We start from the raw sequence: 19,556 nt of genomic DNA, 5'->3' as shown, positions 1-19,556 counted from the left end.
TATGGCAAAAAAATCAATGATAGCAAAGGCTAAAAGAAAAGCAAAATTTAGCGCAAGGGCATACACAAGATGCCAAGTGTGTGGCAGACCACATTCTGTATATAGAGATTTTGGACTTTGTCGCGTGTGCCTTAGAAAAATGGGCAACGAAGGGCTAATCCCCGGACTTAGAAAAGCAAGCTGGTAAGGAGTAGGATATGGTAAATGATATTATCGCAGATTCTCTAACTAGAATCCGCAATGCTTCAATGAGACGCTTAGATTCCACGACTTTGTATTATGCAAAAATCGTGGTTTCAATCTTAGAAGTCTTTAAAGCAAAGGGTTTTGTGAAAGATTATCAAGTGATTGATAAGGACGGCAAGCAGTCTATTAGCGTGCAGCTTGAATATGATGAGCAAGGCAAGAGCGTTATTAGCGAGATTAAGCGCATTAGCACACCCGGAAGACGCGTGTATAAAGGGCATAATGAGCTAAAACGCTTTAAGAATGGCTACGGCACAATCGTAGTTAGCACGAGCAAAGGTGTAATCGCAAACGATGAAGCATACAAGGCTAATGTCGGTGGCGAAGCACTTTGCAGTATTTGGTAGGAGGGTTGTATGTCAAGAGTTGGAAAAAGACCTATTGCTATTCCAAAAGGCGTAGAAGTAAGCTTGCAAGGGAGCAAACTCACTTTCAAAGGTGCAAAATCTCAACAAGAGCTAGAAACTTTTGGGCGTGTGGGCATTGAGATAAAAGACAATAGCATTTGCTTTGCAAAAAGCGATGACACACCACAATCTCGCGCATATTGGGGCACATACCGCGCGCTAGCGAACAATATAGTCGTTGGCTTAAGCGAAGGATTTGTAAAAAATCTTGAAATTAATGGCGTGGGCTACAAAGCAAATGTAAATGGTAAGAATCTCGAGCTTTCACTTGGATTCTCTCACCCTGTGGTATATCCAATCCCTCAAGGTATTGAGATGAGCGTAGAAAAAAATGTCATCACCATCAAGGGAAGCGATAAGCAACAAGTGGGGCAAATCGCCGCTGAGATTAGAAAATTTAGACCACCAGAGCCATACAAAGGCAAGGGTATCAAATACAGCGATGAAGTCATTATCCGCAAAGCCGGAAAAACTTCTAAAAAATAAGGTGTGAATGATGAGAGAAAATATACAAGAGAGAAAAAAACTTTTGCGCGCAAAGCGCAAGCTACGAACACGCGGTAAAGTGTATGGAAGCAGAATCTATGGCAGTGCAGAAATGCCTAGAGTGAGTGTATTTCGCTCAAATCGCTATTTTTACGCACAAGCTATCAATGATACAGAATCTAAAACACTTGCCGCAAGCGATGGTAAGCAATTAGGCGTTGGAAATAACAAAGAAGATGTGAAAAAAATCGCCAAAGATTTTGCGCTCAAATTGCAAAAACTTGGCATCTCTAAAGCAGTGTTTGACAGAAATGGCTATTTGTATCATGGCGTTGTTGCGACATTTGCAGAAACTTTACGAGAAAACGGCATTACGCTGTAATTTAAAGGAAAGCTATGGAAATTAATAGAGAAGAATTTAGCGAAGTTGTTGTAAATATTGGTAGGGTTACAAAGGTTGTCAAAGGCGGACGCCGTTTTAGATTTAATGCCCTTGTGGTGGTTGGAAATAAAAATGGGCTTATTGGTTTTGGCTTGGGCAAGGCAAAAGAAGTGCCAGACGCGATTAAAAAAGCAATTGATGATGCGTTTAAAAACATTATCAAAGTCAATGTAAAAGGCACAACAATCGCACATGATATTGAATGCAAATATAACGCAAGCAAAATCTTACTAAAACCAGCAAGCGAGGGAACAGGAGTTATCGCTGGTGGTTCAGCGAGATCAGTTATCGAGCTTGCGGGGATTAAGGATATTTTGACAAAATCTCTTGGCTCAAACAATCCTTACAATATCGTGCGCGCGACCGTTGATGCCCTTTCAAAGATTAAAGCGTAAAGTTTAGAGAAGGAGAAATTATGGCGTTAGAGAAAATTAAGCCAGCACAAGGTAGCGTAAAGGACATTAAAAGAGTAGGGCGCGGTCAAGGCAGCGGTATGGGTAAAACCTCTACACGCGGTGGCAAAGGACAAACAGCGCGCACAGGCTATAAAGCAAAAAGAGGATTTGAAGGCGGACAGCAACCATTGCAACGCCGTTTGCCAAAAGTGGGTTTTACTTCTAAGGTGGCAAAGCCTTATGTTATCAATGCGGACAAAGCAAAAGTGCTAGATTCTTTGCAAGAAATCACTATGGAATCTTTGCGTGAGCATTTCAGCATTCCTTTGTATGTTAGCAAAGTTAAGCTCATCGGCACAAAGGCAAAAAGCTTTGCTTCTAAGATTAAAGACGAAGCAATCAAAACTAGTGGAAGCGCTCAATGAATAGAGCTATTGTAAATAAGATTCTTGTCACTCTTGCTTTTTTATTTGCATACAGAATCTTAGCTCATATCACCACGCCCGGCGTTGATGTCGAGGTTATTAAAAGCATCGTTAATCAATATTCCGATGGCGTGCTTGGCTTGTTTAATATGTTTAGCGGAAACGCGGTTGAGCGTTTTAGTATCATCTCACTTGGCATTATGCCCTACATTACAGCTTCTATTATTATGGAATTACTCTCTGCGACTTTCCCCGGACTTGCAAAGATGAAAAAAGAGCGCGATGGTATGCAAAAATATATGCAAATTATCCGCTATGCGACTATTGTCATTACAATCATTCAAGCAGTTAGCGTAAGCATCGGACTTGGTAGCGTGCAAGATGGTGGAAAAGGCGCGGTGGTGATTGATTTGCCTACTTTTGTGTGTGTGGCGGTTGTTTCGATGCTTGCAGGCACAATGTTGCTTATGTGGATTGGTGAGCAAATCACGCAAAGAGGCGTAGGAAATGGTATTAGCCTTATCATTTTTGCGGGTATTGTTTCTGGGATTCCATCAGTGATTGGCAATGTGTTTGATTTGGTGAGCACAGATCAAATTAGCATTCTTGTGTTCCTTGGGCTTTTTGTGGTGGTGATTCTAACCGTGCTAGCGATTATTATCGTCGAGCTTAGCGAGCGTCGTGTGCAAGTTTCTTATGCGCGTAAGGTGATTATGCAAAATCAAAATAAGCGCATTATGAATTACATTCCGATTAAAATCAACCTTAGCGGGGTGATTCCGCCTATTTTTGCTTCTGCGATTTTGGTGTTCCCCTCTACGCTTTTGCAAGCCTCTTCAAATGAAGTGGTGCGCGCGATTGCAGATGTGTTAAGCCCGCATGGATATGTGTTTAATGCGCTTATGTTTTTGCTTGTGATTTTCTTTGCGTATTTTTACTCATCAATTGCTTTTAATGCAAAAGACATTGCGGATAATCTCAAGCGACAAGGTGGCTTTATCCCCGGAATGCGTCCGGGCGAAAATACCGCAAGCTTCCTTAATGGCGTAGCAAGCAATCTTACTTTTTGGGGCTCGCTATATCTTGCGCTTGTGACGACTTTGCCTTGGATTATTATCAAACTCACAGGCTTGCAGCAGTTTGCTTTTGGCGGGACAGCTGCGCTTATCGTGGTGCAAGTGGCGATTGATACAATGCGTAAAATCGAGGCGCAAGTTTATATGAATAAATACAAAACGCTTAGCGCGGTGGGATTGTAGAGAATCTATGGCAATCAGCATCAAAAGTCCCAAAGAAATACAAGCCTTGCGCTTGCCAAATAAAATTGTCGCGCAGACTTTGGCTTTGGCGCAAAAAAGCGCAAAAGAAGGTATGAGTCTTTTGGAGCTAGATTCTCTTATTGAAGATTCTATCCGATCGCTTGGCGCGCGTCCGGCATTCAAGGGATTGTATGGATTCCCAAATGCGGCGTGCATTTCAGTAAATGAAGTCATCATCCATGGAATCCCAACAGATTATAAGCTTAAAAGCGGGGATATCGTGGGCGTGGATATTGGCACAGAATGCAATGGCTGGTATGGCGATGGCGCGGTGACTTTTGGTATAGGGGCAATTAGCACGCAGGATGAAAAGCTTATCGCTTGCTCGAAAGGCGCGCTTGAAATGGCTATTAGCACTATAAAAAGCAATATGCATTTTAAGGAACTTAGCAAGGCGCTTGAAGATTTTATTTTGCAATCTGGCTTTGTTCCGCTAAAGGGCTTTTGTGGGCATGGCATAGGGCGCGCACCGCATGAGGAGCCAGAGATTCCTAATTATTTAGAATCTTCAAATCCTAAGCAAGGTCCTAAAATCCGCGATGGTATGGTGTTTTGCATTGAGCCTATGATTTGTCAAAAAAATGGAGAGCCTAAGATTCTCAATGATAAATGGTCGGTAGTTTCGGCAGATGGGCTTAATGGAAGTCATTATGAGCATACAATTGCGGTGATTAATGGACGAGCAGAGATACTAACGGAGGTATAAATGGCAAAAGATGATGTGATAGAAGTTGATGGCAAGGTGATTGAGACATTACCAAATGCGACTTTTCGCGTGCAGCTTGAAAATGGGCATGTTGTGCTTTGCAGGATTGCGGGGAAAATGCGTATGAATTACATTAAAATCTTGCTTGGTGATAAGGTGAAAATCGAGCTCACACCTTACAGCCTTGATAAAGGACGCATTATTTATCGCAACAAATAGCGCGAAAAGTGCTAAAAGTATAGTCGCAAAAGTAGGTGCTAAAAGCCAAATAAGCGAGAATGTAGCCGTAAGAATTTTTGTAAAAAAGAATTTTTACCGCTGGATTCTTAAAATTTACAGAATCTAAGTAGCTTTTAATGATTAATTGCGTAGAATCCGCAGTTTTATTTCAAGATTCTAGCAACAATCAAAGCAAAGGAGTAGGTATGAAAGTGAGACCTTCGGTCAAGAAAATGTGCGATAAATGTAAAATCATTAAACGCAAAGGCGTGGTGAGAGTGATTTGCTCAACCCCAAAACATAAACAAAGACAAGGATAGAAAATGGCGAGAATTGCTGGTGTAGATTTGCCAAAAAAGAAAAGAGTAGAGTATGCGCTCACCTATATTTATGGGATTGGGCTTAAGAGTTCAAGGGACATACTTAAATCTGTAAATATCTCTTTTGATAAGCGAGTTAATGATCTCAGCGAGGACGAAGTTTCTTCGATTGCAAAGAAGATTCAAGAAGGCTATATGGTCGAGGGAGACTTGCGTAAGAAAGTAACAATGGATATTAAGGCACTAATGGATTTAGGAAGTTATCGTGGTTTGCGCCATAGGAAGGGCTTACCCGTCCGCGGTCAGACGACTAAAAACAACGCCCGCACACGCAAGGGCAAGAAAAAAACGGTCGGAAGTAAGTAAGGAGTAACTCATGGCAAAACGCAATGTAACAAAAAAACGAGTTGTAAAAAAGAATATTGCTAGAGGCATCGTGTGTATTTCTGCTTCATTTAACAATACAAATGTAACAGTAACTGATGAAGCTGGAAATGTGATTTGCTGGGCGACAGCTGGTGGATTAGGATTTAAGGGAAGTAAGAAATCAACCCCTTATGCCGCACAGCAAGCTGTTGAATCTGCTTTGATGAAAGCAAAAGAACATGGTGTCAAAGAAGTTGGAATCAAGGTTCAAGGTCCCGGCAGTGGGCGCGAAACAGCGGTTAAAAGCGTTGGCGCAATCGAGGGAATCAAGGTTTTATGGTTAAAAGATGTAACACCATTGCCTCATAATGGTTGCAGACCGCCAAAAAGAAGAAGAGTGTAAGGGAGGAAATCAATGGCAAGATATAGAGGACCTGTTGAAAAATTAGAAAGACGCTTTGGCGTGTCCTTGGCATTAAAAGGTGAGCGCCGATTAGCTGGTAAAAGCGCACTTGATAAGCGCCCTTATGGACCCGGACAGCATGGACAAAGACGCGGGAAAGTTTCAGAATATGGCTTGCAGCTTGCAGAAAAGCAAAAAGCAAAAGCAATGTATGGCACAAGCGAAAAGCAATTCCGCGCGCTTTTTAAAGAGGCAAATAGATTGGAGGGTAACACAGGGGAAAACCTTATCCGCCTTATAGAATCTCGCCTTGATAATGTCGTTTATCGTATGGGATTTGCAAGCACAAGACGCTTTGCGCGCCAGCTTGTGACACATGGACATATTTTAGTCGATGGCAAGAGAGTGGATATTCCTTCGTATTCTGTGCGTGCAGGGCAAAAAATCGAAGTGCGTGAAAAAAGCAAAAAGAATCCGCAGATTTTGCGCGCGCTTGAGCTTACAGCACAAACCGGAATCGTGCCTTGGGTAGATATTGATAAAGACAAGATATTTGGAATTTTCACGAGATTTCCACAGAGAGAAGAAGTGGTTATTCCGATTGAAGAAAGGCTCATTGTCGAGTTGTATTCTAAATAATAATTTAAAAGGTGGTAAGAGATGAAAGTAATTAAAACAGAGCCTTATATTCCCGAGAATATCGATGTGCTCGAGGTAGGTCCTAATCGTATTACAATTGCAGTTTCACCTTTTGAATCTGGGTATGCGATCACTTTCGCGCACCCTTTGCGCCGCTTATTGCTTTCAAGCTCTGTGGGCTATGCAGCTGTTGCGTTGAAAATTGATGGTGTAGCGCATGAGTTTGATTCTATTCGCGGTATTATTGAAGATGTAGCGCAGTTTATTACAAACCTTAAAAACATTCGCTTCAATATAAAAGACAAGGCAAATGATTCAAGTGTGGAGCTTAGCTATTCTTTCAAAGGTCCTATGGTGCTAAGTGGCAAGGATTTGGCAAATGAGGTGACTGATATTGTGAATCCTGATGTGTATCTTGCGACGATTAATGAAAATTTTAGTCTTAATTTTTCGCTTATCGTTAAAAAAGGTATCGGTTATGTGCCAAGCGAGACAATCAGAGGAGAAACAGCAGAGGGTTATATCCCGCTAGATGCGTATTTTACGCCTGTTAAAAGAGTGGTGTATGAGATTAGCAATGTGCTTTTGGAAGATAATCCAAACTTCGAAAAGCTCGTGTTTGATATCGAAACTGACGGGCAGATTAAGCCAATTGATGCGTTTAAAGATGCGATTGCAGTAATGTATAAGCAAATGAGTATTTTTGGCGTGGATTTGAATGAAGTTTCAGCGCCAAATCATAGCAATGACGATAGCGGCGAGCTTAAAGTGCTTTTCACACCGCTAGATTCTCTAAATTTGAGCGCGCGTTGCTTCAATTGCCTTGATAGGGCGGGGCTAAAATTTATCGGTGAGTTAGTAGCGCCAGCTATGCAAGAAAATGAGATTAAAAACATTAAAAATATGGGTAAAAAATCTTATGATGAGATTGCCGAAAAACTTCAAGAGTTGGGCTACCCTATTGGCAGTGAGCTAAGCGATGAAGTGAGCGCGCTTTTTAATCGCAGATTAGCTAAACTTAAAGCGTAAGGGAGAGAAAATGAGACATAATCATGGTTATAGGAAGTTAGGCAGAACTTCTTCACACAGAAAGGCGTTGCTTAAGAATCTAAGTATCGCCCTTATCACATATGAGAAAATCGAAACAAGCGTTTTCAAAGCAAAAGAGCTTCAAAGCTATATCGAAAAGCTCGTAAGTAGCGCGCGTGTAGAGGATCTTAACACGCATCGCTTTGTATTTGCGCATTTGCAAGACAAAGTAGCGACTAAAAAGCTCATCGCTGAAATCGCGCCAAAATATAAAGAACGCAAAGGTGGCTATACGAGAATCCAGCGCACAAGATTGCGCCGTGGTGATGCTTCTCAAATGGCGATTATCGAATTTGTGTAAGACTTTAAAAATGGCAGAGACAAAGGAATAAAGAAAAGGTTGATTTGTCGTATGCTTCAAGTCCTACAAAAACCTTTCTTTATAAATCTTAGATTCTCCAAACTCGCGCAGGACTTAGCGCTTGCGTTTTGGGAATCTTAAATAACGGATACTAAACGGATACTAATATGTATAGTGTTGATTTAGGCATAGAGTTAGACGATAATGCGCTTATTACTTCAAAAACTGACTTGAAAGGTGTTATTACCTACTGCAATCAAGACTTCTATAAATACAGCGGCTACTGCGAAGATGATGTCCTCCACAAACCCCATAATATCGTGCGTCACAAGGATATGCCCAAAGCGGTATTTAAGCTTTTATGGGAATACATACAATCAGGCAGGGAAATTTTTGCCTTTGTGAAAAATCGTGCTAAAGATGACAGGCATTATTGGGTGTTTGCAAATGTGACGCCCTCCATTGACGCACAGCGCAATATTATAGGTTATTATTCTGTGCGTAGGAAGCCAAATCCTAAGGCACTTAGTATCATCGAGCCGCTCTATCAGCAAATGTATGCCATTGAGCATTCCCAATCCGTGCATGCGAGCACGCTTATCCTTAATAAAGTCTGTCAAAATTCTCAAAAAACCTACAACCAACTTATTTTCGAGCTGCAAAGGAATAGTTAATGCGGAATGCGTTGTTTGATATTGTGCTTGTAGGCATTGGTATAATCGCGGGTATTGCAAGTGCGATTTTAGGCTTGTGGTGGGTATGTGCGCTTTTTGGCGCGGTGGTTATTATCGCGTTTGTGCGTTTTGTGCTAGTGCGCAAAGAGGCGTATTTGATAGATTCTCTAAAAAATGTCAGCGCGCAATACGCACAAGGAAAGTTTGAAAGCAGAATCGTGCATATTAAAGGCACAAGCGCGATTGCAGATATTTGTGAGAATCTAAACAACTTCATCGATCATCTCGAAGCCTTTTTGCGCGAAACGCAAACTGCTATTGAATGCTCGCAAAAAGGTGAATATTTCCGCTATGCGCTAAAGCGTGGGCTTGAAGGGACATTTGCGCAAAATATTATAAATCTCAACCACGCCCTTGAAAAAATCGAGCAAAACGCCAAGCAAAGCGTTACGAATGCACTTTCAAAAAATCTTATGAATCTTAACCTTAGTCACCAAACGCACAATCTTAGCGAGATTGCCAGCGAGCTTAATGAGGATATTTCATTTATGAAAAAAGTGGATTCTAATATCCACGAAATCCGCAATTCTTCTCAAGAAAGCAAGGACACCGCAAGTATTCTCGTGCGCTCTATCCAGCGACTTTCGGAGTTGATAGAAAACAACAATGCCCTTTGAAGGCTTTGTGCAAAAGTCAAAGGATATTGATAATGTGGTGAGTATGATTAGCGACATTGCCACGCAGACAAATTTACTCGCGCTCAATGCTGCTATTGAGGCAGCGCGCGCAGGTGAGCATGGCAGGGGCTTTGCAGTGGTAGCCGATGAAGTGAGAAAGTTAGCAGAAAAAACCCAGCAAGCTACAAATCAAATCTCTACTTCCATGCAAACCATGCAAGAAGAGATACAAGCTATCCAAGATGGTAGCCAGCAGGTGAGCCAAATCGCCCAAGATTCAGAATCTAAAATTACAGAATTTAATGAAGTCTTTGGGCGCGTGGATACAAATAGCACTTCGCTTGAAAGTATCTTTTCAGAGCTTGCTGAAGGGCTTGTGCTTTCTGTTACAAAGCTTGATCATATTTCTTTTAAATCTAAAATTTATGAGAGCTTAAACACACAGCGCGCGATACAGACAGATGCGCTTGCGCCAATTTCCTTGCTTGTAGATGATGCGAGCATAGCAAATATTTTTGAGAAGCGCATTTCACATAGTGAGATTGCGCGCTTTAAAGAGGATTTGTTGCACTCTTGCAATGAGGCGCTAAAAGACATTACACAGCCAATTACGCAAGAGAGTTCAGAACATATTATCGATTGTGTGAAAGCGCTTGAGGACACTTCCGCCACGCTTCTAAAAACGCTTAAAAGCTAGTGCGGAAGTTAAAAAATTGAAGTCTGAAGTTATCGCGCGATTTTTAGGCATTTGCTTATAAAAAGCACGATAAGGCTCACAAAGAGAATCTTAAAGCAGAGCTCGCTTTGGAAGTGGATTGATTGAAATTCTGGCGTGCTAAAATCTGTCGCCCCAAGAATTGCTGGCGTGTAATAAAGCACAAAAAGCAAAATCGCAATCACGCTAATGCCACCGCTCAAGCTTGTAAGGAGCGTCGAAGTGCGGAAAATACGCATACCGAGCAACTCAAAAACTATAATCGCCACAGCAATAATCAAAAAGACATAATTTGTTTTTACAAAAATATCTCCCATAAGCTTGCCACTTTCAGCATTTGTCAAAGATGGCATGTTCAAAATGTCCCCAGCGTGAAACACCACAGACGCGCTAAATACACAAGTAATAATCGCGCCTATGCCCACGCCAACTAGCAAAAGATAGATAGATTCAAAGAATCTTAGAAACTTGAAATTTCCCATTGTTTTTCTCCTTAAAATAAGATGCAATCTCAATTCTAGCTTTTAAATGCTTAAGGGAATATGATAGCGCGCGTATTTTGCGCTTTTTAGAGAATCTCAAGGGTAAGTTTTGCACTGCGATAAAGCAAAGAGAGCGCAAAGACAAAAAACAGCACGCTACAAATTTTATCTATCAGCGCGAAAGTTTTGTTGCTAAGGTATTGCTTGCAAAAGATAGAGGCAAAAATCACCACCAAAAACGCGCTAAGAAGGCTCACAAAAAGCACGATAAGGCTTAGGCGCAGGTTTGTATCCATAAATGGCGTTATGATAACGCCAAAAAAGAGGATTGCCTTTGGGTTGCTTAGGTTAATAAGAAGCGCTTTGAAAAAGCCTGTGGCTTGGTGAGAATCTGCCTGCGTGTCCGAAGGTGGCTTTTTATAAAGCATAAAGGCGATATAAAGTAAATACAGCCCTCCAGCAAAACCGATGAGAATCTGCACAGGCGCGCCTTTAAGCACATTTGCAAAACCAAAATAAATAATGCCTAAAAATACCACCCACCCAGTAGCGATGCCACACAGCGCGCGGATTCCAGCGAGTGCGCCAAAGCGCAAGGAATTGTGCATAACAAGCAAAATATCAGGTCCGGGCGTAATCGCCCCGATAAACCCCACGGCAAAAAGCATGACAAAATCCATCTTTCCCCTCTTTGTGTGTTTTGTTTGTGGGTATTTTAGCGTATTTTGCGCCAAAGCCGTTGTGTTCAAAAAAGTTTGGTGATTGAGCTTTAGTTGTTGGGAGCTAACTAATTGTGTTATAATGCAAAAAAATCAAAGGACTTTAAAGGAGTTTGAAATGGCTTTAAAGATTGAAATTAGCGGGTTTGACAAAGAGTTTTTACCTGTTTTTGAGAGCTTAGCAAAAAGCTTAAAGGCTTCTTATAAGCTGATTAACTTTGAAACACAGCAAGAGCAAAAAGAAAATTCTATGCAAAAAGCCATTAAAGAGCTAAAAAATGGAGAATACGAAACCTTCAAGGGTTTTGACGAATACAAAAAGGCAATGCGTGGAATATGAGATTAGAATCTCAAAGGAATACAAAAAGAACTACAAAAAGCTAACTTTGTATGAAAAAGACTTAGTAGATGAGATAGTCTGTCGTCTTTCCAAAAATGAAATTCTTGAAAAAAAGTATAAAGATCATAAACTCAAGGGAGAATTTAAAGACTACAGGGAATGCCACATAAAACCAGACTTGCTTCTTGTCTATCAAAAGCAAGATAATATACTTGTGCTAACTTGTATCAATGTGGGTTCACATAGTGAGTTGTTTTGATTGTTTTTGTGTTTCTCTTTTTACCAGCCCCCCCCCACTTTCAGGCATAATTCATAAAATACTAGACTTTAGCTCCCCTATTTGCATTTTTCCCTAAATATCCCTATAATGCCCCTAAAATTTAATAAACGAAAGGAGAACACCACTATGGCTAATGGTATAACACAAGCAGCACTTTGGGCAGCAGTCTTTACACCTACAGCTGATGAGATAGCACGAGAAATCGTGCAGCAAGAATGGGAAATGAGACAAGAGGAGGAAAAGGTTTATTGGATAGGTTGGGATAGGGAGTTTAAGAGAGGCTTTATTCAAGACTTAAGAGAGCATAAAGCAGGAGTTAATCTACTTACTTTCAATAAGCAACCACTTTATCCTCATATAACTCAAGATATGCAGGCTGATATGATTGAAAGCGGGGAATTGAAAATTATAGATCTTAAAAGTATTAATACCGTAGTTGCTGTTTGGGCTGATGAAAATAGAGAGGAAGCAAAAGATCCTATCTACCAAGAATATTTTTCTAAAGTCAAAGATTTACTAACCACAGAAAAACACAGAATTATCTCTTAAGATTTCTTAAGGGACAATTCCTTTAGCCGAACCGAATGTTTCCATTGTTACATTTCCCCCATTCCCTCCATTAGTCAGCGCATTATTAGCCCTGAAAGCTTTATTCTCCATCATTTGGTTATATTTCCCTAGACCTACAGCATATCTACTATTTGCACTAATTACTCCAGTATTCGTAGCTAGTTTAGCCACACCACCACCAGGAGCTATCATAGCTACATTTGATACAGTAGCAGTAGCAAAGTTCCAGCCTGACTCTACCGTACCCATAGCTCTCATACCTGTAACACCTCCTGCTTGATAAGAAGCTGCAGCTGTAACATCTCCCATATCTACTCTATATCCACCCTGAACGCTTAACCTACTATCAAAACTTCCATGATATTGTCCATCTACACCAGAAGCAAGATTAAAGCTTCTACCTTGGAAAGTCCCTCTTAGGGTAGAACCTCTTGTAGCTGCAAAGAAGCGGTTTGCAACTTCAGCAGGAAGCTTTTTTTACAAAAATTAAATTTTGCGAAAAAATAGAAAATCTGCAAAAATTTCATTGATTTAAAAATGCGGAAGTATGTGGTGGAGTTGTGGGGAATCAAACCCCAGTCCAAAAATCAAATCCCCTAAGAATCTACATGTTTAGACAAGATTTTTAGTCTTTTTATCTAGCAAGCAAATCTCCAAACTCCGCTAAATAAGCAACCTCATTTGTCTTTTTGTCTGTGCGAGGTGATACAGCCAAGCACCTAGCCGCGTTACGACTAATGATAAAACGCTAGGAATTCTATCTTAGTCGGCTCCTAAAGAGTAGTTAAACTTATGCTACTTTTGCATAAGCTGGAGCGTAATTTGTATTGTTTGCGTTTAATTTTAAAAATGGCAGTTTTAGAGCATGCCAGCTCACATGCACTTAGCTTTTTTGACTCCTGTCGAAATTCTTTTCAACCCCATAAGCCTTGAGCTCTGAAATCCTTTTTGAGAATCTCACAATCTCTAAGGAAGGCGCGGATTGTAGCTAAAAAGAGAATCTAAGTCAAGCCCGCCCCACGATATTTGCGCGAGATTTGCCAACCCACGCAGATTCTTATATATTGCGCACAAATCCACGCAAACCGCCTAGATTCTTAATCCCCTAAGCTGTATTTTTCCAAAACCTCTCTTAGCTCTTCTTCCAAATCCTCTAAACTAATATCATCAGTGCTAATGACTAATTCAGCGTTAATCACGACACGCACTTGCGTTGCAGAACGCTTGCCCTCGCTACTAAGCGGCTCAAACTCCAAATTCAAATCCATTGTCTTAATCTCCTAATTTAGACTTTATTATTTCTCATACATGCCTTCTAGAGCCTTCCACACGACTTCTAGATTCTTACTTTTAAAGCCTCTTTGCACATAGTAAGCGCGCATTTTACGCAAAGTCTCTTTCTCAAAATACGAGCCAATGCGCAAACCTTCCGTCCCTTTCACCACGACATAAAAGCCCAAATCGCGATTATTTGCATACTGCTTCAAATGCCCGAGGTTAGCGTAAGTCACCAAATCATTTAAGCGCACGCATTCTTTTTCAAAAAACTCCAAAAGCTCGGGTGTGGATTCTGTGATTTTTTTAGCATGTTTGTAATGCTTGAATTTTTCTTTCATTGTTTCTCCTTGTAAAACGCAAAATCGCCATCAATTGTATAATAATTTTTTCTATTTTTTGAAGTTTTTTTTAAAAAAATCTCTTAAATTTTTTTAGAAAAGTTACAGAAATACAAACTCTTAAATAAAGTTAATAAAAGAAAACTTGTAATACAATCGCACGCACAAATCCAAAATTCATTACGGAGTAGGCAATGAAAAAGAAGGTGTATGCCTCTAGGGTGGAGCTTTTAAGTGAGTCTGCGACTATCGCGATAAGTTCTTTGGCGCGTGAGCTGAAAGCGCAAGGGAAAGATATTTTGAGTTTTTCTGCGGGAGAGCCGGATTTTGACACGCCTCAAGCGGTGCGCGATGAAGCCGTGCGCGCGCTTAATAGCGGTTTTACGCATTATACTGCAGTTGCTGGGATTCCAGAATTACTCAAAGCCATAAGCGGAAAGCTAGAGCGTGAAAATGGCTTGTCCTATGCGCCAAATGAGATTCTTGTGAGCAATGGCGCGAAGCATTCACTTTTTAATATTTTCCAAGCATTGCTAAATGATGGCGATGAGGTTATTATCCCTGCACCATTTTGGGTGAGTTACCCAGAGCTAGCCACTTATTGTGGGGCAAAAAGTGTGATTTTGCAAACTGATGAAAGCACAAATTTTAAAATCACGCCAAAGCAGCTAAAAGACGCTATCACGCCAAAGACAAAGATTCTCGTGCTAAACTCGCCTTCAAATCCCACCGGAATGGTGTATTCCAAAGAGGAGCTAGAAGAGATTGCAAAGATTCTCAAAGGAAGCGATGTGTGGGTGGTGAGCGATGAAATTTATGAAAAGCTTGTGTATGACGCGCAGGTGTGCTCTATCGGCTCGCTTAGTGCGGATATGCTAGAGCGTAGCATTGTGGTGAATGGACTTAGCAAGGCTGTGGCGATGACTGGCTGGCGCGTGGGGTATCTTGCGTGCAAGGATAAGCAGTTGCTAAAATATATGAATAATTTGCAAAGTCAATGCACTTCAAATGTCAATTCTATCGCGCAAAAAGCAAGTGTCGTCGCGCTTAATGGCGAATGCGATGCGGATATTGAGGAAATGCGCCTAGCGTTTAAAGACAGAATGGAATCTGCATTTAAGCTTTTTAACACACTTCCGGGATTTAGCGTGCTAAAGCCACAGGGCGCGTTTTATTTGTTTGTGAATATTTCAGGCTTACCGCGTTTTGGCGGGGATTCTATGCGATTTTGCAAAGAATTGCTTGAAAATGAGGGCGTGGCACTTGTGCCCGGCTGTGCGTTTGGCAAAGATGGCTATGTGCGTTTTTCATTTGCGTGCTCGATTGATGAGATAACACGCGGAATCGAGCGCATTGCGAAATTTACGAAATTTTAAATTTATAAGGTTTTTGGGCTAGAGGGATGAGGCAAAAGGCTATTTTGTTTGCATTATGCGTTTTTTTTGTAGGCGTTGGAAGTTATTTGCGCCTGCGTGAAAGTGGCTTTGAGGTAAATAATGCGCGCTTTGTCACTACGCATTCCCCGCTAGATTCTAGCCATGTGCTTTTAAAATCAGATTCTCAACCTAAGCCCTACAATCTCACGCGACAAATTGACATTCCCACAGACAGCGACATTTCCCAGCTCAATTTTTTTGAATCTAACACTTACACGCTCATCCCAAATTTTGAAAAAAGCGCGCATGCAAGCACTTTGGTTGATTTAGATTCTCGACTTATGGTGCTATTTTTTGCCGGGAGCAAGGAAGGTGCGCGCGATGTGAAAATTTATCAAAGCTTTTTACCCAAAGGGAGCGTGCATTGGAGCGAGCCTAGGGCGATTTTGGATGCACCTACGCTTTCACGCCTAAGCGGGAAATTTATAAAAAAGCTAGGCAATCCGATCGCGTTTAGGGATTCTCTTAATCGCGTGCATGTGTTTGTCGTGGGCGTTAGCCTCGGTGGCTGGGCGACAAGCAAGGTGTATCAATTCCTTTTTGATGAAAATTTTGAAGGACTACAATACAAGGGCGAACTACATTTGGGCGCGTTTTTGAACTTTTCTCATCTTGTGAGAACGCCTGCTGTGGCGCTTGAAAATGGCGGCTTTATGCTTCCGCTTTACCATGAGCTGGCGAATAAATATCCGCTTGTGGCGTTTTTTGACGCGGATTCTAAATTGCTTTTTACAAAGCGCCTAAATTCCTTAAAATCCCAGCTTCAGCCTAGCATTATCGCGCTCAATGAAAGCGAGTGCTTGGCAATGTTTAGAATCCATCGAGGATACGAGAATAAAGCCTTTTTGCAAAAATGCAAGGATTTTGGCAACACTTGGGAAGCGCCAGTGCAGAGCAATATTCAAAATTTTGATAGCTCAAGTGTGTTGCTTGCATTGCCCAAAAATCCACCAAAAACGCCATTAAAGAATCCAAAACAAGCACAAAAAGATTCTAAAAAATCACAAAAGCCCCAAAATACACAATCACAAGAGCCACAAGAGCCAAAAAGCGAAGTGCTATTAATCCACAATGATGGGCTAAATAATCCGCTGCTTTCAATGTATGATCTCTTTTATGAAAAAGTGAGAATCCACCCGCGCGCGAGCATTAGCCTTTTTTACTTGCGCGATGCGGAGAAGGGGATTTTTGAGCGATTGATGACAATTGATGCACTTAAAAGTGGCGAGGTGAGCTATCCATCTGCAAGCCTAGATTCCCAAAATCTCTATATCACCTACACTTATGATAGAGCGCAGATAAAATATTCCGTAATCCCGCTAGATAGCATTTTTGAGCTTATCCGACAAAGTCGAGAATCCCCACAAGAGATAGAATCTGCGCGTGATATTTCGCTTGTCAAACCCCAAAATGCGTTGCAAGATTCCCAAAATTCCGCAGATTCTCAAAATCCGCAATTCCAGCAGGATTTGTTAGATGATGATGAGGATTTGCCACAAAAAGGGGATTTTATGCAAATCATAGAATACCACTATATGAGCGATGTAGGATAAGTGATGTTTGGCGTTGGCGTGTTGAGTTTAGGGATTTTAGCGTTTTTGTCGCAAGTGCTTTTTAGGCATAAGTTTGCGCGCTTTGTGTTTGTGGCGCTATTTTTTGCGCTAAGTTTTGTGCCATTGGTTGAGGGCTTTAACACAAATGCTTTGATTTATTCATTTTTTGGCGCACCGAGTGTGTTTTGCACACTTTTGCTGATGATATTTGTTTTGAAAAGCTTTGGGCTTACATTTTCTTTTTTAAACCACTCACTCAAGCCCCAAACGCTTTTTGTATTCGCGCTTTTTGGTGTGTTGCTCTATCTTAGCGCGCTTAATCTTTTGCCTTTTGATTTGGCGCATTTATCAATTTTGGTGCAAGGTGTGGTTGTGCTAATTTTTATTTTTTGCATTGCGTGCGTTGATAGATTTGCGCTTAAACTCCTTTGCTTAAGTCTTGGGCTGTATGCGCTTGCGCTTTGTTTAGAATCTTTTAATCTTATGCCCCCCCCCTTCGATGGCAATATTTATCTTTTTAGCCTTTATGAAGTTATCATTTGCCCTTATTTGTGGCTGTATGCGCTTGGATTCTCAATTTTTGCGCTATTTAGGCACCCATTTTGCGCACTTTGGGGCAAGATTTTTAATTTATTTTTTCGCAAGGACAGATGATGAAGCGTAGTTATTTTTTTGAAAAACTTTTATGGAAAAGCTTGATTTTTTTTATCTTTTTGTATGTTGTGTGTTTTGGATTCCGTGCGTTTTTTATTTTGTATCTTGGCGTGTGGGGTGGCGCGATAGGGGAGAGTAGCGGGGAATATTTACAGACTTTTATTAATGGCGCACGCTATGATGGGCAGATTGTTGGCGCTTTGGCGGTGGTGTATTTTGTCCTTGCGCTTTTCCTTGGGACAAGTAGGATTGGTGAAGGCATAAGGAAGCTTTTTGTAAGTCTTGTTATTTTTGTTTTGTGCTTTGTGAATATCGCAAATATCGGCTTTTATCAAATCTATGGCGATGTGTTTAATACAAATCTTTTGGGGCTTGTGTTTGATGATAGAATGGCGATTTTTGAAACTGCACTTAGCGGGCAGTATCATTTGGGTGTGAAAATCTTTGCCTGCATTGTGATAAGCATTGCGCTTATGTGGATTTTGCGCGCGTTTTTTAGTTTGGTTGATTTTGTGTATTGCACAAATGAGCTTATAAGCTCGCGTATGCGCCAGAAAAAAGAAAATCATTTGTGGAAAAATTTAGCGCTTTTTTGCGTGTTTGTGTTTGGTGCGCTTTTTGCGATTAACGGGCATTTTGGCTTGCAAGGGATTTCGCTTGGCAAAGAGATTAAACCTGTGGAAAATGTCTTTTTACGCAAGGCTACAAGTGGCGCACTGCGTGATTTGCACCTTGTGTATAGGGCGTATAGCAAGATTTCGCATTCTTCTTTTGATGATTATGTGGAGGAAAGCCCGATTGTGGCGACGCAAAAATATTTTAATCTTCCTAGCGCGCCAGAAAATACAGAATCTTCGCATTCTTACAATCTCTTAGAATTGCTACAAAAAACCTCAAGCAATACAAGCGATGTGCAGATTAATCATATTTTTTATATTGTTGCTGAAAGTATGAGTGAGTGGCATTTTGATAAAAAATTTGATGAGCTTAATCTCACAAGCGAGCTTAAAAAGCTTGTTGAACAAAAAGGCGCATATAAGGCAGATGTGTTTTTGCAAGGCGCGGGAAATACGATTGGGAGCTTAGATTCTCAAATTAGCGGGCTTTTGCATACAGAGATTCCGCTAAGCCTTATGGTTGGGCGTATGGAGGAATTTAAGAGCGCGCCAGCGGTGATTTTTAGGGATTTGGGCTTCAAAACACATTTTTATTATGGTGGCTCGGGCACTTGGCAAAAGCTTGATAGCTATATCACCGCGCAGGGCTTTGATGATATTTTATACTCTACGCATATTATTCAAAATGCGAAAAATCGCGACTACGCGCAACCTTACGAAAACTCATGGGGCGCGTATGATCATCTTTTGTTTTTGTTTGTGCGCGATAGAATCTTGCTCAATAACGAGCCAAAAACTTTTAATATGATTATGACAACTTCAAATCACCCGCCCTATGATGTCCCACTGCAAAGCTTTGGCGCGCCGATGGAAGAGATTGAAGCGTTTTTGAAAGCACACCCAGAAATCACGCAAAAATCCACAACAAAGCAGATTCTAGGGCATATTTGGTATCAAGATAAGATGATTGCGAAGTTTGTGGAGGAGATGAGCGCGCGATTCCCAAATAGCATTTTTGTGATAACAGGCGATCATTATGATAGGGAATATCCCTTTGCCGGGGCAAATGTGCGCATAAACAATAGCGTGCCACTTATCATTTATGCGCCAAAGCTTAATCCAGTGCTAATTTCTGGCGTTGGCTCGCATATTGATATTACGCCGACTTTGGTTGAGCTCACCGCACCAAATGGCTACAAATATGTGAGTTTTGGCGCGCCACTTTTGAGCAATAAAATGATGGTGTATGAGGACAAAAATGAGGCGCTCGGGCTTAATGTGGTCGCTACGGATAGATTTATTTATGATGGCTATAAGGTTGAATATTTTGGCGATGGACTGCAACGCGCTAAGGACACGCAACGCGCGCAGGAGCTTTTTTCTGACTTACAGCGTGCAAAGGCGCTGAGCTGGTGGATTCTCAAAAATGGCTACAAAATAGAGCAAAATTAAGGAAAACG

The 19,556-nt window shown here is 41.1% G+C and carries 29 protein-coding genes, 1 other RNA gene and 1 pseudogene; 25 read left to right on the top strand and 6 right to left on the bottom strand.

What is annotated here, in order from left to right; translation table 11 throughout:
* Window position 1: 1 nt before the first annotated feature.
* The 18 genes and pseudogenes from CQA49_RS05075 to CQA49_RS04990 form a co-directional block, all read left to right on the top strand.
* Window positions 2-187 carry a type Z 30S ribosomal protein S14 gene (locus CQA49_RS05075; protein ID WP_066387869.1) on the top strand — a complete coding sequence of 62 codons (186 nt, stop codon included), beginning with the start codon at window positions 2-4 and terminating at the stop codon, window positions 185-187.
* Between the two features lie 10 nt (window positions 188-197).
* Window positions 198-593, top strand: coding sequence for a 30S ribosomal protein S8 (rpsH, locus tag CQA49_RS05070; protein WP_115574888.1), 396 nt, complete (start codon window positions 198-200; stop codon window positions 591-593).
* Window positions 594-602: 9 nt separating this feature from the next.
* On the top strand, window positions 603-1,139 hold the full coding sequence (gene rplF / locus CQA49_RS05065) for a 50S ribosomal protein L6 (RefSeq protein WP_115574887.1): 537 nt from the start codon (window positions 603-605) through the stop codon (window positions 1,137-1,139).
* A gap of 10 nt (window positions 1,140-1,149) precedes the next feature.
* On the top strand, window positions 1,150-1,521 hold the full coding sequence (gene rplR / locus CQA49_RS05060) for a 50S ribosomal protein L18 (protein ID WP_115574886.1): 372 nt from the start codon (window positions 1,150-1,152) through the stop codon (window positions 1,519-1,521).
* Between the two features lie 14 nt (window positions 1,522-1,535).
* Complete coding sequence (rpsE, locus tag CQA49_RS05055) at window positions 1,536-1,976, top strand: 30S ribosomal protein S5 (protein ID WP_115574885.1); 441 nt, start codon at window positions 1,536-1,538, stop codon at window positions 1,974-1,976.
* Between the two features lie 20 nt (window positions 1,977-1,996).
* Complete coding sequence (rplO, locus tag CQA49_RS05050) at window positions 1,997-2,401, top strand: 50S ribosomal protein L15 (protein WP_115574884.1); 405 nt, start codon at window positions 1,997-1,999, stop codon at window positions 2,399-2,401.
* Complete coding sequence (gene secY, locus CQA49_RS05045; RefSeq protein WP_115574883.1) at window positions 2,398-3,660, top strand: preprotein translocase subunit SecY; 1,263 nt, start codon at window positions 2,398-2,400, stop codon at window positions 3,658-3,660. Before rplO ends, secY begins: the two co-directional genes overlap by 4 nt.
* Before the next feature lie 7 nt (window positions 3,661-3,667).
* Window positions 3,668-4,426, top strand: coding sequence for a type I methionyl aminopeptidase (map, locus tag CQA49_RS05040; RefSeq protein ID WP_115574882.1), 759 nt, complete (start codon window positions 3,668-3,670; stop codon window positions 4,424-4,426).
* Entirely contained in the window at window positions 4,427-4,645 is a 219-nt protein-coding gene (infA, locus tag CQA49_RS05035; protein ID WP_115574881.1) for a translation initiation factor IF-1, read from the top strand.
* Between the two features lie 206 nt (window positions 4,646-4,851).
* A complete protein-coding gene (rpmJ, locus tag CQA49_RS05030) occupies window positions 4,852-4,965 on the top strand; it encodes a 50S ribosomal protein L36 (protein ID WP_023927895.1) in 114 nt (37 codons plus the stop codon).
* Between the two features lie 3 nt (window positions 4,966-4,968).
* On the top strand, window positions 4,969-5,331 hold the full coding sequence (rpsM, locus tag CQA49_RS05025; RefSeq protein WP_115574880.1) for a 30S ribosomal protein S13: 363 nt from the start codon (window positions 4,969-4,971) through the stop codon (window positions 5,329-5,331).
* A gap of 10 nt (window positions 5,332-5,341) precedes the next feature.
* Window positions 5,342-5,734 (top strand): 30S ribosomal protein S11, encoded by a 393-nt coding sequence (gene rpsK / locus CQA49_RS05020; protein WP_115574879.1) that lies wholly within the window; start codon window positions 5,342-5,344, stop codon window positions 5,732-5,734.
* 12 nt (window positions 5,735-5,746) lie between these two features.
* Window positions 5,747-6,373 (top strand): 30S ribosomal protein S4, encoded by a 627-nt coding sequence (rpsD, locus tag CQA49_RS05015; RefSeq protein WP_115574878.1) that lies wholly within the window; start codon window positions 5,747-5,749, stop codon window positions 6,371-6,373.
* Window positions 6,374-6,394: 21 nt separating this feature from the next.
* The gene (locus tag CQA49_RS05010; protein ID WP_115574877.1) at window positions 6,395-7,402 is read left to right on the top strand and encodes a DNA-directed RNA polymerase subunit alpha; all 1,008 of its coding nucleotides are present in this window, start codon (window positions 6,395-6,397) and stop codon (window positions 7,400-7,402) included.
* A 10-nt stretch (window positions 7,403-7,412) separates the two neighbouring features.
* Window positions 7,413-7,763: a 50S ribosomal protein L17 gene (rplQ, locus tag CQA49_RS05005; RefSeq protein WP_115574876.1), complete on the top strand. Its 351-nt coding sequence runs from the start codon at window positions 7,413-7,415 to the stop codon at window positions 7,761-7,763.
* Window positions 7,764-7,930: 167 nt separating this feature from the next.
* Entirely contained in the window at window positions 7,931-8,437 is a 507-nt protein-coding gene (locus CQA49_RS05000) for a PAS domain-containing protein (RefSeq protein ID WP_115574875.1), read from the top strand.
* Window positions 8,437-9,114, top strand: a complete 678-nt coding sequence (locus CQA49_RS04995) for a hypothetical protein (protein ID WP_115574874.1) — start codon at window positions 8,437-8,439, stop codon at window positions 9,112-9,114. Before CQA49_RS05000 ends, CQA49_RS04995 begins: the two co-directional genes overlap by 1 nt.
* 43 nt (window positions 9,115-9,157) lie before the next feature.
* Window positions 9,158-9,811: pseudogene (locus CQA49_RS04990) on the top strand (methyl-accepting chemotaxis protein); the annotation flags it as partial.
* A gap of 29 nt (window positions 9,812-9,840) precedes the next feature.
* On the opposite strand, the gene CQA49_RS04985 reads toward CQA49_RS04990, so the two are convergent.
* Together CQA49_RS04985 and CQA49_RS04980 are read right to left on the bottom strand one after the other, a co-directional pair.
* Window positions 9,841-10,311, bottom strand: a complete 471-nt coding sequence (locus tag CQA49_RS04985; protein WP_115574872.1) for a DUF4149 domain-containing protein — start codon at window positions 10,309-10,311, stop codon at window positions 9,841-9,843.
* 86 nt (window positions 10,312-10,397) lie between these two features.
* Window positions 10,398-10,991 (bottom strand): LysE family translocator, encoded by a 594-nt coding sequence (locus tag CQA49_RS04980; RefSeq protein WP_115574871.1) that lies wholly within the window; start codon window positions 10,989-10,991, stop codon window positions 10,398-10,400.
* Window positions 10,992-11,148: 157 nt separating this feature from the next.
* Here CQA49_RS04980 and CQA49_RS04975 point away from each other — a divergent pair, with 157 nt between their 5' ends.
* From CQA49_RS04975 to CQA49_RS04965, 3 genes are all read left to right on the top strand, one after another.
* The gene (locus tag CQA49_RS04975; RefSeq protein ID WP_115574870.1) at window positions 11,149-11,370 is read left to right on the top strand and encodes a hypothetical protein; all 222 of its coding nucleotides are present in this window, start codon (window positions 11,149-11,151) and stop codon (window positions 11,368-11,370) included.
* A complete protein-coding gene (locus tag CQA49_RS04970) occupies window positions 11,360-11,629 on the top strand; it encodes a type II toxin-antitoxin system YafQ family toxin (protein WP_115574869.1) in 270 nt (89 codons plus the stop codon). The genes CQA49_RS04975 and CQA49_RS04970 overlap by 11 nt, the downstream gene beginning before the upstream one ends.
* Window positions 11,630-11,776: 147 nt before the next feature.
* Window positions 11,777-12,199, top strand: a complete 423-nt coding sequence (locus CQA49_RS04965; RefSeq protein WP_115574868.1) for a hypothetical protein — start codon at window positions 11,777-11,779, stop codon at window positions 12,197-12,199.
* Between the two features lie 6 nt (window positions 12,200-12,205).
* Here CQA49_RS04965 and CQA49_RS04960 read toward each other — a convergent pair whose 3' ends face one another.
* From CQA49_RS04960 to CQA49_RS04950, 4 genes are all read right to left on the bottom strand, one after another.
* Entirely contained in the window at window positions 12,206-12,529 is a 324-nt protein-coding gene (locus tag CQA49_RS04960) for a hypothetical protein (protein WP_115574867.1), read from the bottom strand.
* Between the two features lie 241 nt (window positions 12,530-12,770).
* Window positions 12,771-13,142, bottom strand: a transfer-messenger RNA (tmRNA) gene (gene ssrA, locus CQA49_RS04955).
* Between the two features lie 175 nt (window positions 13,143-13,317).
* Window positions 13,318-13,488, bottom strand: coding sequence for a hypothetical protein (locus CQA49_RS10005; RefSeq protein ID WP_181882611.1), 171 nt, complete (start codon window positions 13,486-13,488; stop codon window positions 13,318-13,320).
* Window positions 13,489-13,515: 27 nt separating this feature from the next.
* The gene (locus CQA49_RS04950; protein ID WP_115574866.1) at window positions 13,516-13,836 is read right to left on the bottom strand and encodes a hypothetical protein; all 321 of its coding nucleotides are present in this window, start codon (window positions 13,834-13,836) and stop codon (window positions 13,516-13,518) included.
* Window positions 13,837-14,030: 194 nt separating this feature from the next.
* Between CQA49_RS04950 and CQA49_RS04945 the strand changes: the two genes are divergently transcribed.
* From CQA49_RS04945 to CQA49_RS04930, 4 genes are read left to right on the top strand one after another with little or no spacing between them, the layout of a single operon-like run.
* Window positions 14,031-15,212: a pyridoxal phosphate-dependent aminotransferase gene (locus CQA49_RS04945; protein ID WP_115574865.1), complete on the top strand. Its 1,182-nt coding sequence runs from the start codon at window positions 14,031-14,033 to the stop codon at window positions 15,210-15,212.
* 44 nt (window positions 15,213-15,256) lie between these two features.
* A complete protein-coding gene (locus CQA49_RS04940; RefSeq protein WP_181882610.1) occupies window positions 15,257-16,825 on the top strand; it encodes a sialidase family protein in 1,569 nt (522 codons plus the stop codon).
* 3 nt (window positions 16,826-16,828) lie between these two features.
* On the top strand, window positions 16,829-17,479 hold the full coding sequence (locus tag CQA49_RS04935; RefSeq protein ID WP_115574863.1) for a hypothetical protein: 651 nt from the start codon (window positions 16,829-16,831) through the stop codon (window positions 17,477-17,479).
* Entirely contained in the window at window positions 17,479-19,548 is a 2,070-nt protein-coding gene (locus CQA49_RS04930; RefSeq protein ID WP_181882609.1) for an LTA synthase family protein, read from the top strand. The genes CQA49_RS04935 and CQA49_RS04930 overlap by 1 nt, the downstream gene beginning before the upstream one ends.
* Window positions 19,549-19,556: the final 8 nt, after the last annotated feature.

Origin of the sequence: Helicobacter sp. MIT 00-7814 (genome assembly GCF_003364115.1) — a bacterium.
In the GTDB taxonomy this organism is placed as follows: Bacteria; Campylobacterota; Campylobacteria; order Campylobacterales; family Helicobacteraceae; genus Helicobacter_F.
The sequence above is the reverse complement of the archived record's forward strand: the minus strand, read 5'-3'. Positions and strand labels throughout refer to the sequence as shown.

Excerpts from the sequence above, each read along its gene's own strand:
- CQA49_RS05075 (WP_066387869.1), top strand. The coding sequence starts at position 2 with ATGGCAAAAAAATCAATGATAGCAAAGGCTAAAAGAAAAGCAAAATTT.
- rpsH (WP_115574888.1), top strand. The coding sequence starts at position 198 with ATGGTAAATGATATTATCGCAGATTCTCTAACTAGAATCCGCAATGCT.
- rplF (WP_115574887.1), top strand. The coding sequence starts at position 603 with ATGTCAAGAGTTGGAAAAAGACCTATTGCTATTCCAAAAGGCGTAGAA.
- rplR (WP_115574886.1), top strand. The coding sequence starts at position 1,150 with ATGAGAGAAAATATACAAGAGAGAAAAAAACTTTTGCGCGCAAAGCGC.
- rpsE (WP_115574885.1), top strand. The coding sequence starts at position 1,536 with ATGGAAATTAATAGAGAAGAATTTAGCGAAGTTGTTGTAAATATTGGT.
- rplO (WP_115574884.1), top strand. The coding sequence starts at position 1,997 with ATGGCGTTAGAGAAAATTAAGCCAGCACAAGGTAGCGTAAAGGACATT.
- secY (WP_115574883.1), top strand. The coding sequence starts at position 2,398 with ATGAATAGAGCTATTGTAAATAAGATTCTTGTCACTCTTGCTTTTTTA.
- map (WP_115574882.1), top strand. The coding sequence starts at position 3,668 with ATGGCAATCAGCATCAAAAGTCCCAAAGAAATACAAGCCTTGCGCTTG.
- infA (WP_115574881.1), top strand. The coding sequence starts at position 4,427 with ATGGCAAAAGATGATGTGATAGAAGTTGATGGCAAGGTGATTGAGACA.
- rpmJ (WP_023927895.1), top strand. The coding sequence starts at position 4,852 with ATGAAAGTGAGACCTTCGGTCAAGAAAATGTGCGATAAATGTAAAATC.
- rpsM (WP_115574880.1), top strand. The coding sequence starts at position 4,969 with ATGGCGAGAATTGCTGGTGTAGATTTGCCAAAAAAGAAAAGAGTAGAG.
- rpsK (WP_115574879.1), top strand. The coding sequence starts at position 5,342 with ATGGCAAAACGCAATGTAACAAAAAAACGAGTTGTAAAAAAGAATATT.
- rpsD (WP_115574878.1), top strand. The coding sequence starts at position 5,747 with ATGGCAAGATATAGAGGACCTGTTGAAAAATTAGAAAGACGCTTTGGC.
- CQA49_RS05010 (WP_115574877.1), top strand. The coding sequence starts at position 6,395 with ATGAAAGTAATTAAAACAGAGCCTTATATTCCCGAGAATATCGATGTG.
- rplQ (WP_115574876.1), top strand. The coding sequence starts at position 7,413 with ATGAGACATAATCATGGTTATAGGAAGTTAGGCAGAACTTCTTCACAC.
- CQA49_RS05000 (WP_115574875.1), top strand. The coding sequence starts at position 7,931 with ATGTATAGTGTTGATTTAGGCATAGAGTTAGACGATAATGCGCTTATT.
- CQA49_RS04995 (WP_115574874.1), top strand. The coding sequence starts at position 8,437 with ATGCGGAATGCGTTGTTTGATATTGTGCTTGTAGGCATTGGTATAATC.
- CQA49_RS04985 (WP_115574872.1), bottom strand. The coding sequence starts at position 10,311 with ATGGGAAATTTCAAGTTTCTAAGATTCTTTGAATCTATCTATCTTTTG.
- CQA49_RS04980 (WP_115574871.1), bottom strand. The coding sequence starts at position 10,991 with ATGGATTTTGTCATGCTTTTTGCCGTGGGGTTTATCGGGGCGATTACG.
- CQA49_RS04975 (WP_115574870.1), top strand. The coding sequence starts at position 11,149 with ATGGCTTTAAAGATTGAAATTAGCGGGTTTGACAAAGAGTTTTTACCT.
- CQA49_RS04965 (WP_115574868.1), top strand. The coding sequence starts at position 11,777 with ATGGCTAATGGTATAACACAAGCAGCACTTTGGGCAGCAGTCTTTACA.
- CQA49_RS04960 (WP_115574867.1), bottom strand. The coding sequence starts at position 12,529 with ATGGGAGATGTTACAGCTGCAGCTTCTTATCAAGCAGGAGGTGTTACA.
- CQA49_RS10005 (WP_181882611.1), bottom strand. The coding sequence starts at position 13,488 with ATGGATTTGAATTTGGAGTTTGAGCCGCTTAGTAGCGAGGGCAAGCGT.
- CQA49_RS04950 (WP_115574866.1), bottom strand. The coding sequence starts at position 13,836 with ATGAAAGAAAAATTCAAGCATTACAAACATGCTAAAAAAATCACAGAA.
- CQA49_RS04945 (WP_115574865.1), top strand. The coding sequence starts at position 14,031 with ATGAAAAAGAAGGTGTATGCCTCTAGGGTGGAGCTTTTAAGTGAGTCT.
- CQA49_RS04935 (WP_115574863.1), top strand. The coding sequence starts at position 16,829 with ATGTTTGGCGTTGGCGTGTTGAGTTTAGGGATTTTAGCGTTTTTGTCG.
- CQA49_RS04930 (WP_181882609.1), top strand. The coding sequence starts at position 17,479 with ATGAAGCGTAGTTATTTTTTTGAAAAACTTTTATGGAAAAGCTTGATT.